This is a genomic window from Microcoleus sp. Pol8_D6, assembly GCF_036700965.1.
Classification (GTDB): domain Bacteria; phylum Cyanobacteriota; class Cyanobacteriia; order Cyanobacteriales; family Microcoleaceae; genus Microcoleus.
Map to the genome: position 1 here is coordinate 61,497 of NZ_JAUBPW010000003.1, position 15,103 is coordinate 76,599.

The following is a 15,103-nucleotide window of genomic DNA, read 5'->3' on the forward strand; positions in this document are numbered from 1 at the left end:
CTCTTTCCTCCTGCATTCTGCCTCCTGCCTCCTGTCTCCTGCCTCCAAACTCCAATTTCTAGCTGGAGTGCTTTCATTGAAATGCTCCCAAAAGGGGAACTAATGTAGGGTGTACACCGCGCACATTGCGAGCCTAAATGTAGGGTGTACACCGCGCACCTTACTGGTTAAAAAGTCTTAGCTGATGGCGGCTTCAATCCACTGTTTTAAAGTAGAATTGACTTCATCAACAAGAATTTCCTGGGATTTGTGAGTTGCTCTTTCCACAACTTCAACTTTGCCTGCTTTCAGCGAACGGCCCGGAACAATGCGATAGGGAATGCCGATTAAATCAGCATCTTTGAATTTAACTCCGGCTCGTTCATCGCGGTCATCTAGTAGGGTTTCAATGCCAGATTTGTTGAGTTCTGCATAGAGTTTTTCGGCGACTTCTACTTGTTGGGCATCGGAAATATTTGGGATGCTAATGATGGCGTGATACGGGGCGATCGCCACTGGCCAAATTATCCCGTCTTTGTCGTAGGATTGTTCTACAGCCGATTGAGCTAGCCGCGACACGCCGACGCCGTAGCAGCCCATCACAAAGGGCATTTCTTCGCCTTGTTCGCTGGTGTAGGTAGCGCCCATTGCTTGGGAGTATTTGGTTCCTAATTGGAAGATGTGGCCGACTTCGATGCCTCTGGCGCTTTGCAAGGTTTGTTCGGGGTTGTGTACTGCCCGATCGCCCTTTTTGGCTGTTCTGACACTTACAACCGTTGCTAGTAGCGGAAATTCTTTGTTCCAATTAGCACCGACAACGTGGTATCCTGATTCGTTTGAACCGGTGACAAAGTTTGTCAGGTCAACTGCAGTGCGATCGACTAAACGCAAAAACTTAGAGTTTACCTGCTTGCTTCCAGCGATATAATCATCAGCAACATCGGGAGCCATATAACCGAGAGGTAAAGATTTAGCCGCCCATTTCCGCTGAGCTTCCGCATCGGGAACAGTCAAAAATAAAACTGTTTTAGCTTGATAATTGCCCGCTAACTTCGTCAATTCATTTAGCAACTTTACCTGATTCACATCTTGGTCGCCGCGAATGCTTACCAATACCAAGACTGTGATACCATTGTCGTAAACAGCTTGGTAAAGCACATTTTTGACAACTTGCGTCGGAGAACATTTCAAAAACTTGCATAGTTTATCAATTGTTTCAGTTCCCGGCGTTTCCCGCTTCTCAAAAGTTGCAAAGGGCGACGGTTCGGCATCAGCAGGCATCGAGACAGCCTTTTCCACATTCGCGGCATACTGACCGTCTTCAGTATAGAGAACTTCATCTTCTCCCGCTTCAGCCAGCACCATAAACTCTTGAGAACCAGAACCGCCAATTGCTCCCGAATCAGCATCTACTGCTCGGAATTGCAAGCCCGATCGGCGCAGCATATTGCTGTAAGCTTGAGCCATATCCTGATAAGTTTTTTTCAGGCTTTCTTCGTTAGTGTGGAAAGAATAGCCATCTTTCATAATGAATTCGCGACCGCGCATCAAGCCAAAACGCGGGCGAATTTCATCGCGAAATTTAGTTTGAATTTGATACAAATGTACGGGCAATTGCCGATAGGAACGAATCATATCTTTAGCAATTGTAGTAATTACTTCTTCGTGAGTTGGGCCCAGTCCCAATTCTCGCTGCTGCCTATCTGTCATAGCAAACATAATACCTTCAGCTTGAGTGTAGGTGTCCCAGCGACCGGATTCCCGCCACAAATCGGCCGGTTGCAATTGCGGAAGGAGGCATTCTTGAGCGCCGGTAGCGTCCATTTCTTCGCGCACAATTTGAGATACTTTTTTGAGAACTCGCCACATTAAAGGTAGATAAGCGTAAATTCCGCTACCGATGCGCCGGATGTATCCGGCACGGAGTAATAATTTGTGACTGGGAATTTCTGCTTCTGCCGGGTCTTCGCGCAGGGTGACAAAAAGCATTTGAGAGAGTCGCATGGCTGATTTCCTTAAAATACCGGATGATTGTAATCTCAGATTAACTTCTGATATTATCAGACGTGAGGCGGATTTGATTAAATATATGAATAAAATTTGGCAAAACTACGAAAAAGGTATGGCAGTATTTGATAATTGTCACTCTCCTACTGTGCAATCTCAGTGGCTTGCCTTAAAAGATGAAATAGGAGAATTTGTTCGAGAACCTAATTTAAGCGAAATTTGGGATATTGTTCATGCTGCTGGTCGATTGCTTTACAAAATAATCGGAATTCCTTTACATTTGCTTGCATATCCTACTGTTCGCAAACACAGTCAACGTTTCGAGGAGTACGGCTGTATTCGCAGCATTCGCAACTGTGAGGGTAAATGCTGTGGCAAAAATTTGTAAGGTACGCTACGGCGCACCTGATATCATGTTTGTTGAATGAGCCGCAGTTACATTCTAATGACCTGATTAAAAAAACCCTGCAACTTTAGGTAAGCGCCAAACCCATATCCAGTAACTAATGCCAAATCTAAAATCTAAAATATAAAATTATCATGACTAGATTCATCCACGACCAATTTGCTAAACAGTATTTGAAAGAACTATTAACCCCTCTCGGTAATGTAGAAACCAGCCGGGATGTCGCTGGAGAAGTAAGGCAGGTTGACGTTTTATTTTCCCCGAAAGCAGAACCGGAAGTAGAAGCAACAGCCCTCGGCATTCTGGGTCAAATCGCAGCAAAACCCGCTGTATTTGAACCCTTCCGCAGCCCCGTCCAAATCGGAGAAATTCGCAGTTGTCTGGGCAAACTCTTCGATATCCACGGCGAATTTGAACGCGCTGCAGCTAGAGAAAATACCCGGATTGCAGAGGCAGACTTGCCCCAACTCTGGATACTGTCGCCGACTGTTTCCGATACGATGCTAGCTGGATTTCGAGCGATTCCCGAACCGGAAAATTGGGTAAGTGGAGTTTATTTTCTGGGTGCGTCTCTGAAAGCAGCGATTATTGCCATTCACCAACTCCCCCGCACTCCAGAAACGCTGTGGCTGAGAGTTTTGGGGAAGGGAAACGTGCAGAAGCAAGCTATTGCCGAATTGAGAGAGTTACCCTCAGATAATGTCTTTCGGTTGAATGCGTTAGAATTGTTGTACAACTTGCGAACTATTTTAGAAGTCCGCCAAGACATAGATCGAGAAGATCGGGAGTTAATTATGGAACTGTCACCCCTCTACTTGCAACGGTTGGAAGATGCTACTCAGCGCGGTATTCAGCAAGGTATTCAGCAAGGTATTCAGCGCGCTCAACGCCTGATAGTAGAGAATCTGCTACAAGTAAAATTTGGCGAGATTGATGAAGAATTAGCCCAAATAATCGAACCCTTGATTCAGCTAGAATCCCTCGATCGCACGCGACTGATTATGCAGCTCGATCGCTCTGAATTACTAGCTCGTTTCGATGCCTCGAAAAACCAACCGGAATCCTAACTCTGCAGCGCGCTCTACGATATGTAGGGGGCGCTAAATATCACTTTACTATTTATTATATATCGAGAAAATCGGGAGTTAATAATGGAACTGTCACCACTCTATTTACAACGGCTTGAAGAAGCAACTCAGCTAGGTATTCAGCAAGGTATCGAGCAAAGTATTCAGCAAGGTATCGAGCAAGGTATTCAGCAAAGTAAACGCCAGTTTCTTGAGAGTATCTTACAAGTAAGATTTGGCGAAATTGATAAAAAGTTAGCCCAAATAATTGAGCCTTTGATTCAACTAGAACCCATCGAGATCGCGCGACTGAGTATGCAGCTCGATCGATCGCAATTACTCGCTGGTTTTGAGCCAGAAAATCAAACGGAATCCTAACTTGCTAGCGCACTCTACGATATGTAGAGTACACCACATCGCACTTTACTACTATTTAGAACTGGTGGCGATCGCCCCCGCCTCAAACTTGCCACTTTTATGCGAACTCTGCTGCTATTAGTCCCAGAAAGACTGATTTCTGACTTTAGACGGATTTATTTTTTAGCTTCCACAGCCATAATAAGCAGTAAGGATGAGATAACTAGAGAACTGATTTACTACTCATCTCAATTTCACTAATAAGGCTTTCCGTAAGATAAAGCCGAACCAAAACAAACCATCATCTAAAGATTACAAAATCCCCTATAAAAAAGTTGGGGACTCTTTTCGCTATGCCGAGTTAGGCATAAAAACTTAGGAGGTAAATTATGTTTCAAAGCGAGTTATTAATGTCGCTGTACACTCCCCAAGTCAATAGGGGCCAAATGCCAGTAGAAATGCCAGTACAAATGCCAGTAGAAATGGATGTGCCATTTGACCACCCCGATCTCGGAGGCCTGATGTTTTTAAGCCCGCAGTTTTTCGTGGCATTAATCGCCGGAGTCATCATGGCTTTTGGCTTTCAGTTTTTGTTAACAAATTTCTCGATCGCCGCCAAAATCTCAAATTGGGACGAGGCTTTACCCGACGATGACGATGATGAATCTGAAAGTTTGGGAACAAAAGTTCGTAAGACTGAAGGTCTAGTCGGGGGTTGGATTTTAGTCACAGTTAACCTGGCTTTATTTTTGGCTTGTTTTCTGGCCGTCAAACTAACTTCAATTGCCTCGGTAGACGGAGCGGCAATTATTGGTATAGTCATTTGGTCGGCGTACTTTTTAACGCTGGTGTGGCTCGGTTCTAGCGCCGTCGGTTCCATGATCGGTTCCTTGATAAAAACTGCTTTTTCAGGGGTTCAAGGCGTCATGGGTACTGCTGGTGCTGCGATCGGCAGCAAGATGGCTAGCGACCAAATGGTCAACACTGTAGAGGCCTCTGTGGCTGCTGTCCGCCGTGAATTGAGTTCGGCGGTAGACCCGGATAGCATTCGCGAAACACTGCAAGATTATGTGGGTTCTTTGCAGTTACCGAAACTAGATGTTAAGGAAATTCGCGGTCAATTTGAAAAGTTGCTGGGCGATGCAGATATCAAATCTCTTGCGGGAAGCGACGTTCTGAAGAATGTTAACCGCCAGACTTTTGTGGATTTAGTTAAGAGTCGCACAGACTTTTCTCAAGAGGAAATAACTCAAGTTGCTGACCAACTAGAAGGCGTTTGGAAGCAAACTTTTGGCAAGCAGCAAGAGCAGAAAGACCCGAATTTAGAGTTAGTTGATTTTCTCAAGTTTGCGGCTCCCGATTTGCTGAAGTCTGACGAACTCAACGCCAAGCTGTCTCAAATTCTGGAAAGTCGGGAAAACAAATCGGAATCCAGCAGCGGCATGAAGCGAGCGATGCAGTTGGGTGTGGAAGCTCTTGTGGGCACTGTTTTGTCGCGGACGGATTTGTCTGATTTGGATGTTGAAAAAATCTCTGGTCAGTTGCAGCAACTGACAGCCAAAGGGACGGAACAAGCTAAATCTTTGGCTTCTAAGGTGGGCGACAAAGTGCCTGCGCTGCCTTTCAATACAGGTAAGGCTGATGTGGAAAACTACTTGCTGAATACCCAACCTTGGCATCTCAACCGGGAGACAATCAAGCAGGAATTTAGGGATGTGATTTACGACCCGGAAGCTTCGCCGGGAGCCGTTTTGCGCCAGTTAGAGCAGTTTAATCCCGATTATTTTGTAGGGATTCTAAGCCGCCGCGAGGGGTTTGCTCCTGAACAGGTGACGGAAATTGCCGAACAGCTTGAAGGTGTCCGCCAAGAAGTGTTGGAAATCGTGCGAGATGCTGCTGGTGAAGAACAGTCTCAAGATTTACGCAGCCGGATTGAAAATTATTTGCGATCGACTGGCAAAGATGAGCTGAATCCGGAAGGTATTGAACGGGATTTCCAAGCGCTTTTGGAAGACCGGGATGCTGGTTTTGAGGCTTTGCGCGATCGCCTTTCGCAGTTTAACCGCGATACTTTGGTGCAGTTGCTGGGTCAGCGGGAAGATTTCAGTCCAGAGGAAGCCGATCAGTTAATCGGGCGGCTCGAAAGTTCGCGTGATCGCGTTATTTCTAGAGCTCAAGAATTGCAAGAGCAAGCGCAATCGAAAGCCCAAGAATTGCGGCACAAGGTAGAAGACTATCTCCGCAATACTAATAAGGAAGAACTCAATCCTGAAGCGATCGAGCGCGAGTTTCAAACGCTGTTAAGCGACCCGGAAGCCGGATTTAAAGCGCTGAGAGAACGCTTGTCTCAATTCGACCGCGATACGCTGGTGCAGTTGCTGTCACAGCGCCAAGACCTCAGCGAAGAACAGATCAATCAGGCGATCGACCGGATCGAATCTGTGCGCGACAACATTATCCACGCCCCGCAAATAGTAGCAGATAGAGCTAAGCAGCAGTACGAGGAAGTTACTGCAAAAATTGGCGAATACCTGCGGAATACAAACCTGGAAGAACTCGATCCAGAAGGCATCAATCGGGATTTGACTAAATTGTTTGAAAATCCGAAAGAGGGTGCTTTGGCACTTCGGGACAGACTTTCTCAGGTCGATCGCGAAACTTTGGTCAAGTTGCTGTCGCAGCGGGAAGATTTGAGCGAAGAACAGATCAATCGGACGATCGATCGCGTGCAAGATTCGATTCGCAGCATCGTGAAATCGCCCCGCCGCTTGGCATCTCGCGCTCAAAAAACAGTCCGGGATTTCCAAGGCAGTTTGGAAAATTACTTGCGGAATACGGACAAGGAAGAACTCAATCCTGAAAGCATCAAACGCGATTTGCAGTTGCTGTTTAGTGAGCCGGGAATGGGGATGCAAAGTTTGGGCGATCGCCTGAAGCACTTCGATCGATCGACTCTGGTAGCATTGCTGTCGCAGCGGGAAGACATCTCGTCCGAGGAAGCTAACAGAATTGCCGACCAAATTGAATCTGTCCGCAACCAAATTGTCGAACAAGTTCAAATGGTTCAGGACAAGTTTCAGTCGGCAATGGACGGTATTTTCGGAAAAATCCGGGATTACCTCAATTCGCTGGAGCGACCCGAACTCAACTACGAAGGCATCAAGCGGGACTTACGCAAAGTGTTTGACGACCCGCAGGCTGGATTTGACGCGATTAAAGAGCGTTTAGGTGAGTTCGATCGCGGTACTTTAGTTGCTCTGCTGAGTTCTCGTTCCGATATTTCCGAGGCTGATGCTCACCGAATTGTTGACCAAATGGAAGGAGCCCGAGACAGCGTTTTATTGCGCTCGGAACGCCTGCAATCTGAAGCCAAAAAACGGATCAAACAGCTCAAGAACAAGGCCAAGCAGCAAGCAGAAGATGCGCGCGAAGCCGCAGCAACTGCTGCTTGGTGGCTGTTCGGTACGGCTCTAACTTCTGTAGTTGTTTCGGCTTTGGCTGGAGCAATAGCAGTCGGTGGTATTTCGGGTTTGTTTAGCTAGATTTTCAACGAGTTTGAAATAAAGTTCTCCTGATTCTAGGCTGGCTGTTTGCCAGCCTATTTTCTTTGACTAACACCCATTTGTTTGGTGTTGCATAATAATTGCAGAATAATTTTAATTGTTTTGTGGGATGGGCGTCCCGCCCGTCCGGTGTATTGTCAAAGCAGGCGGGACATCCCACAATAATTATCCTCCAATTGTGCAACGCCGTTTTTTTAGTCCGCCCGACCCACGTCCTGCCACGTCAACTGCGGCGGATTTTGTTTATGTAGCGCATTCTATTCCCCGATAAAATTAGGAGGAAATACTTTAGATAAGTCGAGGGACAAATCCCCAAAATTAGGGATGGCAACTGTCTCGTTCGGCAGAAAAATTCTCTTGAGGCGATAACCAAATTTGCCTTGGGAATTCTGATAAGGTTCGCTGTAACATTCCAAACAAGTCTCTAATAAGTTAAATATCCAATAATCAGAAATACCCGCTTCCGCATAAAGGGGCAACTTGACTTGTTTGTCGTAATTCAAAGAAGAATCCGCAATCTCAATCAGTAACAATATATCCGCTGTTGTGGGGTGAGAGGATAGATAGTCATCAGGGCGATTTTGCACGATCGCACGATCGGGTTCTGGTTCGCTGTCATCAGGCAGAATAATCGGTTGTTGTCCCCGCAGTGTCGCCCTTTCTCCCAGCAGCTTAAATAACTCGCGTTCCAAGCGTGTCTCGCAAACCGAGTGAGCGGTACCTTTAGCTGCCATTTTCACAAGTTCTCCCTTGATTAACTCAACTCGATCGTCCTCAGTAAAAAATCCCAGTTCTGTCAAGCGGTGATATTCCGCTGTGGTGAAGCGTTTAGCAGTTGCGGACATAACAGCCACCTAAATAGAGGTCTGTTGCGATTATAGGCGATCGTCGATCGGCTAAACAATGCTAATCATGAGCTCCGCTAACAACAATCTTGTCAAATTTGCCTCATCCTTTGGTTGCAAATTTTCCCAAATTGGGTGAATTTACTCCACGAACTTATGTCCGGGATCATCTCTGTCTTAAGCAAGATTCTAGCATCACTATTTATTAGGTACTTTAACTTAAGTAGCAAACAAAAGTTTTCTCACAAATAAGAAAACTGAGCAATACATATTATTTTGGAGGCTTGAATGACCTTTACTACCAGTGCTTACGACCAAGGAAAAGCAGATATTAAGCAGTTGAGTGTAGACGACCAATTAGGTTTGCTGTGGTTTGTTTACACCGAAATGGGCAAGTCAATAACGCCAGCGGCTCCCGGTGCTTCCGGTTCCGAAATCGCTCAGGGTTTGTTCGAGCAAGTCAAGCCTCTGCCCCACCAAGAACAACTACAAGTAATGCGGGACATTGCCTCAAAAGCCAATACCGAAATTAGCCGGATGTACGGCTCAATGAGTCCTGAAACCAAGCTGGCTTTTTGGTATTTCCTCGCGGTAGGAATGGACGAAGGAACTATTATTCCTGTGCCTCCAGACTATCAACTTCCCGACGCAGGAAAAGCTTTATTAGGAAAGATTGAGGGCATGGATTTCCAGCAGCAAATTGATTTCCTTCGCGGTACAATTTTAGACATGGGTGCTGAAGCGGCTCCGGGGGCTGGCATTTAAAAATAGGGCTTACGAAAAAAAACCCGGTTTGTAGGGGAATATGGGGTGCCGCAACGAGGCATCTAAGAAGAAACCCGGTTTTTAGCCTTTTGATGCGTAAGTCCTCAAAAAGATTAGTAAGTAGATCAAACTAATACCCCGCGCCAGAAACCCGGCTTCTTCAAGAAACCGGGTTTCTGGCTGTTCGGTTTTTTTAGGTTTACGGCGAATACCCGCACTTTACAGCTAATAATTGAATTCAAGGGATTTGTTCCCCACAACTTCCGGCGCAGCGACTGTTAAACGCATATCTTCGGAGCCAAAAGTTAGCAAGGGCTGGCCTAAGTTTAAACTGGCAAAAGGACTTTCTTCTGCCACTTCTAATTCGCCTTTTATCAAACCGATGCCAGACTCTAATCCTCCTTTAAACAACAGCAAGTTTCTGCGGTCAGCGCTGAAAACATTTCCGCTAAAAGGCAGCGGTAAGGCTAAAGTTTGCTTGCTGTAATTGAGGCTGCACAGTTGACGGTTTTCTTGGCTAACTGTGACTCGGTAGCCTAGCGGTGCTGCCTTTACCGACTCGCTGCCTTCCCAGGTAAATTGAGCTAATTCTTTAGGAAGTCCCCAAATTTCGCGCCCGGCGGCTACCGAGTTAGGATTGTCTACATAAATATGGGAAATCCAAGCACCCCATTTTCCTGTATAATTGGCGATCGCGCTAACTACAATTAACTCATTGTACTCCATCACCGAACCCAACCCGTAGGAGGATATATAAATGCCACCTAGGGTTTTTCCTGGGAATAAAGAGACAATTTCTAACTCAGAGGGAACCAAGGGGCGCACTCGTGCCACATCTACCAATTGTAAAGTCTCAACAGCATAACCTTGCAGATTCCAAGGTGCAGATGGATATACCATTTTCAGTGATTAAATTTATGAGATTTTATATTTATTTTAGCTTGGCGCTTCAAAAAGCAACTATTTTTGGTATTTCTTCACAAGTTGTTAGTGATTTACTTTATTTAAACAAATTAATATGTGACGATTAATTTGATGAATAGTTGACGTGGGTTATCTGTTGTATGGGGGCGGGTTTAGTAATATTATTAGTAGGAATTAGATATTATTCGTAAAACCCGCCCCTACAGATATTATCAGCGTTTATCCGCGTTCATCGGCGGTTAAAAACCTCCTAATCTACTTACTAGAATAACCAGTGCTCACCAAAAACTCCCGCAACTTTCCAAAGAATTGAGTGCGATCGCGCCCTTGATAAACCCTCTCCAACAACTGCCAACCTTCCGCCTCCTGGCCCATGACATACTTGTTCGCCATGAAGGCCGCCAAAACCCCTTTCACCTCCCCATTTTCACTCAGACGCTTGTTAGATTCCAGCCAAAGCTCAGCAGAATTTGTGTATACTTCCACCGGATACTGTTTGCTAACATCTTGCATTTTACCTTGGCGGTACTGCCAAATTTGCAGCGGAAAGCGAGAATCAGCGTAATTTGTAAAAGCCTCGGAAAATCTGCCGTCCTGACTCTTAAACTCTGGGATATCATTTTTGCCCAAATCGACTATTTCGTAACTCACATTGCCCCAGAAATGCTTGATATGAGTGTATTTGTTAGCTGCCGAGTCGTAGCGGTAAATAAACGAATAGTTGCAGCAGCGGACGCCGCTTTTGGTTGAAACTAAATCTGCCAGCACTTCCGGTTCCTTGTCGCCGTCTAAATCACGGATTCGTAGCGATAAAAAACGTCCTTCTGATATTTCTTCGCTGGCTCTTTGGTCGGGGTTATCTACTAGAGAGCGAGTCGGAATCAGCACTGGTTCTTCCAATAAACTTTTACCGTCGCGGATAATTCTGATGCGGAGATTTTTAGCATTTTCTGCTTCTTTTACGAAAGAAACTTCCGCCCGAACTTTCCCCGCTTCCGAGGTTTCTGTTGTTCTAGGCGGGCCGATATTCGGGGGAACTTGGGCAATATATTGGGCAGGAACTAAGGCAGTTTGGCCGGGTTTGGCGATCGCCTGACAGAAAAAAGTTGCGACTTCGGCGCGAGTAGCATTCCGAGTAGGTTCTAGCTGTTTTACAGCCGGATAATTGACCACAAGTTGTTTTTCTGTGGCGGCGGCGATCGCACTTCTGGCTAGTTCGGGAATGTCCCGCGCATCTTCAAAAGTCGCATCCAAAATCTCAGCCCCCGACCCCGTAGGTGTATATTTCAAGCCGCTGGTTAAAGCTACCAAAGCCTGCCAGCGGGTAATATTCAAAGTGGGGTTAAAGATACTGCCACTGTATCCAGACATAAAACCCGTCTGATAAGCTTCTCGAATTGCTTTAAAACCCCAGTAATTTGTAGGAATATCTGCAAAGTCGATCGGAGCTCGGACGGTTTTGGCATCGGGAAAAGCCATGCGAACCATCGCCGCAAACTCAGCGCGGCTGACGGGGCGATTCGGGCGAAAACTGCCGTCTTCGTAGTAGCCACTGATAATTTTTTTATCTGCTAACTCCTCAATACAAGCTTGCGCCCAATGGTTGTTAACATCCTTAAATTTGGCTTGAGCAAATGCCGGCGCTACATTCAGACCCGGAAACATTAAATTCCCGATGATTATCACTAGGGCTACCACTAAACCGATAATAGCTTGCCGTCTGTGCGATCGAATCATAGAACAGACTCCTCTACTTACAAATTGTCGTTCCAAACTTTGGGAAACTTTGTTTATATAATATCAGCTATGTTAACCAGATTTAATACCATTTATTAAAAATTTACCGACGACCAAGGACACGGCAGTGCCGTGTCCCTAATTTTTCGAGTTCCTATAATAAAGCTTACTTCGACTCTAAAGTCATCTCCATCGCCATTTTTGTTCTGATTGTTAATTCTTCAGAACTGCCAGCATTTTTACCACTCATTTCGCTATTTGAACTAATAGACACAGTAGAGCGAAAAGGATTTAATCTATCCAAGCGCATTGTGGCTGCTCCCCGACCCTGAGAACTAAAAGATTTTAGGGTTAGGGTAGTTCCAGCAGGCAGTTGGGGAGAGGTAAGATTTTGGGGGTTGGCTTGCTGCTCTATACTTACATTCAGAGACACAACCCCATCTTGCCAGCTATCCAATTCATAGGTAGCAATTTCATTCACATTCATGCCACTGAAATCAGAGGAAGAAGAAACGCGCCATTTGGCTCCTTTTCCGACTGCTTCGGCAGGCAGCGGCGAGGCTAGTTGTTCTAGAGATTTAGACATTTGTCGAACCATTTGTTTGAGGTTGTTGTCAGCTCCTTCGGGCAAAATAATGTCGCCTCCTTTATGAAAACCGCGATTGTCCATGATGAAAGAGCCTTTCACTCCCACCATGCTTTTGAGTGCGGAACGCATGGCATCTCGGACGGCTGGCGGCATATTTCCAGTATCGTCGGCGATATCTGAGTTAGTATAAGCAAACTCGTAGTGAATATCGCCGTTGGGATCAATTTTAGTGACTTTTGTCTCGAAAGTCATCACCGATACTGGAATTTTAGCCCCAGGCGAAGACCGACCGGATGCCGATATTTCCATATCCATTTTTACGGTCATCACAGTTGTTTCTTTGACATCAATAGCTGGTTTTAAACGCAGTTCCTGTCGTGGTTCCACTCCCGGATTTAGCAGTTCCACTTGTGGGGTTTTGGAGTTGGGGGCAGGCGCGGATACGCCAGGGGCTGGCTGCTGCACTAGAAGTGGAGTTTCAGCACTTAGGGAAGCAGGAGAAAGCTCGATCGCCCATCCGGCACTCGCCAAACAAAGAGATGCTAGAAATAGTGTTTTTTTCATGGATTTAATTTCCTGTTATTTGAATGTTGGTCTGTTCCCACAGCCGATCGACTGTCACGAATTTGTAACCTTTATACAAAAGCAATGGAATTATTTTATCCGCCGAAGCTGCAACATCTTCACCGCCACAATAGCCGTCGTGCAGTACAATAATTGATCCGTTTTCAGTTTGCTGCACAATGCGACTAATAACTTTCCTCACCCCCGGTCGCACCCAATCTTCTGGGACGACACTCCACATTACAGGGCGATATTCCCACTGTTGCAATAACTCTAATGTTCGCGGCGTAAAAATGCCGTTGGGTGGCCGCACGTCCAGGATTAATTTTGGGTCTAAATCACAAGCTTTGGCAATTGCTTTCTGCGTGTCTTCTAAACTTTGTTTAAGTTCGTGGGTTTTGAGTTTGGGAAACGATATATGCTGATAGCCGTGGAGACCGATCCAGTGTCCGCGATCGTACACTTCTTTAGCCGTTTCTGGATGCCTGTCCACGCAAAAACCTAGCCAGAAAAAACTAGCTTTGATGTCGTATTTATCTAAAATTTTTAACAGTTCAGGTGTGTGCTGACGGTGCGGCCCGTCGTCAAATGTGAGGGCGATCTCTCGGCTGTTGATATCTCCAGTCCACAGACATCTGGGAAAAGCAGATTTGAGGATGGGATGAACGACAGGAAACAGGGGTGCTAATGGCATTGATTAACCTTGATAAATGCGATCGGGTAGAAATGAAGCTGCGTTACAATAGAATAAAGTTAACTCAATCGAGGTAAATATGACAACTGCCGTTGATATTGGAACGCTAATTGTCCGCACGCCGGGAACTTGCGACTGCCGCCCCCCATTGCCACAACCCGAATTACCGTAAAAAATATTGCTATAGATTTTAATGCTGGGCTGACTCCAGAAAAAATCATTAATTAAAAACCGCATTTGACTCGCTCGCAAATTTATGGTCTACTAGCCTAATAGTAGGCGAAACCAGACACAATTGAAGCAAATCTAGCAGCCAAAAAAGCTGATGGAAAGCGCTTGCTATCGGAAGTTACGATAAAATTTAAGCCTTTAAGATAGAATAAAATAGCAATATTAAAAAATTATATTATCTGAATAACTATCTCGAATAATAGATGAGCAATCGCACTTAAAAAAAAGTTTAACTCTTTTGATAGAGCCTCAAACTATATCCGATCGCATCGACCTCTATCTCGCGGTTGATGCGATCGCCCTGCGGTCTCCTCCTATACTGAAAACCAGCATAACTAATCGAAAAACCATCAAGGAGGAAAAATGACCGAGGAATATTTAGCCGAACGCACAGTTTCAGCCGTATTTAAGGAAGAAGAACAATTAGACGGCGTAATTCGGCGGTTGCTCGATCGCGGAGTTTCCCGCGACCACATCTCAGTAATGGGAAAAAACTTTCAATCTAAAACTAAAATTGCCGGCTTTATTACTAAAAAAGATGTGATATTAGGCGGTCTGCGAAGCGGGGCGATTTTTGGTTCCTTATTCGGTTCTTTTTTGGGTTTGCTAACAGGCGTCGGCGTGCTGTTTATTCCTTTTGTCGGTGCAGTAGTATCGGCGGGCCCGCTGGGTGCTGTACTGTTGGGTGCTGCTAGCGGGGCGATCGCAGGTTCGGCCGGTGCGGGTCTAGTTTCCGCTTTAGTCGCTTTGGGAATGCCCGAAGACAAAGCAACTATCTATCAAACCCGTGTTGAAGCAGGCGAATTTCTCGTGATGGCAGAAGTTCCCGCAGATAAATCGGGCGAATTTCAACTCTTGCTAGAAAGTGCAGGTGGCGAAGAAGTTTCAGTTAGCGAAATGACGCTGCCGCGCGCCGTCAAAGGTCGCTGCAATAGTCCGGCAGACTTATCTCCCGAAGTGCGATCGCACCTGTCGGAAGCAGCTCAAAAAACCTTTATGGAATCCTACAACGCGGCATTTGATGAAAACAACGACTCGATACAAGCGGAACACACCGCTTGGAACGCCATTCACCAGCAGTACGAAGAAGATGAAAACGGCGTTTGGACTAAGCCTTTAGCGAAAGTCTAGTCTTGCAATCGCGGTTAACTAATAAAAGATAGAATGCAGCCTCTAGAACCCAAGTTCTAGAGGCTTGTAATATTTGAGAGTTTAGATTAGAAAATATTGTCTCAGTCTTTTTAATCAAATTTTGGGACACTGCTCAAAGCCCATCCCACAAGAAAAAAAATTGTGGGATGGGCTTTGAGCAGCGTCCTATTTATTTTTTCAATCTTGTCTATTTTATAATTGTGAATTGTAACTTGTGAAAAAA

The 15,103-nt window shown here is 45.6% G+C and carries 12 protein-coding genes; 6 read left to right on the top strand and 6 right to left on the bottom strand.

The window, feature by feature from the left end; translation table 11 throughout:
- Positions 1–177: 177 nt before the first annotated feature.
- Entirely contained in the window at positions 178–1,983 is a 1,806-nt protein-coding gene (proS, locus tag QUA10_RS02095; protein ID WP_333080872.1) for a proline--tRNA ligase, read from the bottom strand.
- Here proS and QUA10_RS02100 point away from each other — a divergent pair.
- From QUA10_RS02100 to QUA10_RS02115, 4 genes are all read left to right on the top strand, one after another.
- Positions 1,982–2,374 carry a hypothetical protein gene (locus QUA10_RS02100; protein WP_333080871.1) on the top strand — a complete coding sequence of 131 codons (393 nt, stop codon included), beginning with the start codon at positions 1,982–1,984 and terminating at the stop codon, positions 2,372–2,374. The two genes, proS and QUA10_RS02100, sit on opposite strands and share 2 nt — an antisense overlap.
- A 152-nt stretch (positions 2,375–2,526) precedes the next feature.
- The gene (locus QUA10_RS02105; RefSeq protein ID WP_333080870.1) at positions 2,527–3,459 is read left to right on the top strand and encodes a hypothetical protein; all 933 of its coding nucleotides are present in this window, start codon (positions 2,527–2,529) and stop codon (positions 3,457–3,459) included.
- 84 nt (positions 3,460–3,543) lie between these two features.
- A complete protein-coding gene (locus QUA10_RS02110; RefSeq protein ID WP_333080869.1) occupies positions 3,544–3,837 on the top strand; it encodes a hypothetical protein in 294 nt (97 codons plus the stop codon).
- A 368-nt stretch (positions 3,838–4,205) separates the two neighbouring features.
- On the top strand, positions 4,206–7,358 hold the full coding sequence (locus QUA10_RS02115) for an MFS transporter (RefSeq protein WP_333080868.1): 3,153 nt from the start codon (positions 4,206–4,208) through the stop codon (positions 7,356–7,358).
- A gap of 278 nt (positions 7,359–7,636) precedes the next feature.
- Here QUA10_RS02115 and QUA10_RS02120 read toward each other — a convergent pair whose 3' ends face one another.
- Complete coding sequence (locus QUA10_RS02120; RefSeq protein ID WP_333080867.1) at positions 7,637–8,224, bottom strand: Uma2 family endonuclease; 588 nt, start codon at positions 8,222–8,224, stop codon at positions 7,637–7,639.
- Positions 8,225–8,512: 288 nt separating this feature from the next.
- Here QUA10_RS02120 and QUA10_RS02125 point away from each other — a divergent pair, with 288 nt between their 5' ends.
- Positions 8,513–8,989, top strand: coding sequence for an orange carotenoid protein N-terminal domain-containing protein (locus QUA10_RS02125; RefSeq protein WP_333080866.1), 477 nt, complete (start codon positions 8,513–8,515; stop codon positions 8,987–8,989).
- A gap of 225 nt (positions 8,990–9,214) precedes the next feature.
- Here the strand turns inward: QUA10_RS02125 and QUA10_RS02130 are convergent, their stop codons facing one another.
- The 4 genes from QUA10_RS02130 to QUA10_RS02145 form a co-directional block, all read right to left on the bottom strand.
- Positions 9,215–9,889, bottom strand: coding sequence for an acetoacetate decarboxylase family protein (locus QUA10_RS02130; protein ID WP_333080865.1), 675 nt, complete (start codon positions 9,887–9,889; stop codon positions 9,215–9,217).
- A 279-nt stretch (positions 9,890–10,168) separates the two neighbouring features.
- The gene (locus QUA10_RS02135; protein WP_333080864.1) at positions 10,169–11,650 is read right to left on the bottom strand and encodes an S-layer homology domain-containing protein; all 1,482 of its coding nucleotides are present in this window, start codon (positions 11,648–11,650) and stop codon (positions 10,169–10,171) included.
- A 166-nt stretch (positions 11,651–11,816) separates the two neighbouring features.
- On the bottom strand, positions 11,817–12,803 hold the full coding sequence (locus QUA10_RS02140) for a DUF6263 family protein (RefSeq protein WP_333080863.1): 987 nt from the start codon (positions 12,801–12,803) through the stop codon (positions 11,817–11,819).
- A 4-nt stretch (positions 12,804–12,807) separates the two neighbouring features.
- The gene (locus QUA10_RS02145) at positions 12,808–13,497 is read right to left on the bottom strand and encodes a polysaccharide deacetylase family protein (RefSeq protein ID WP_333080861.1); all 690 of its coding nucleotides are present in this window, start codon (positions 13,495–13,497) and stop codon (positions 12,808–12,810) included.
- A 594-nt stretch (positions 13,498–14,091) separates the two neighbouring features.
- Here QUA10_RS02145 and QUA10_RS02150 point away from each other — a divergent pair.
- Positions 14,092–14,859: a ChaB family protein gene (locus QUA10_RS02150; RefSeq protein WP_333080860.1), complete on the top strand. Its 768-nt coding sequence runs from the start codon at positions 14,092–14,094 to the stop codon at positions 14,857–14,859.
- Positions 14,860–15,103 lie beyond the last annotated feature (244 nt).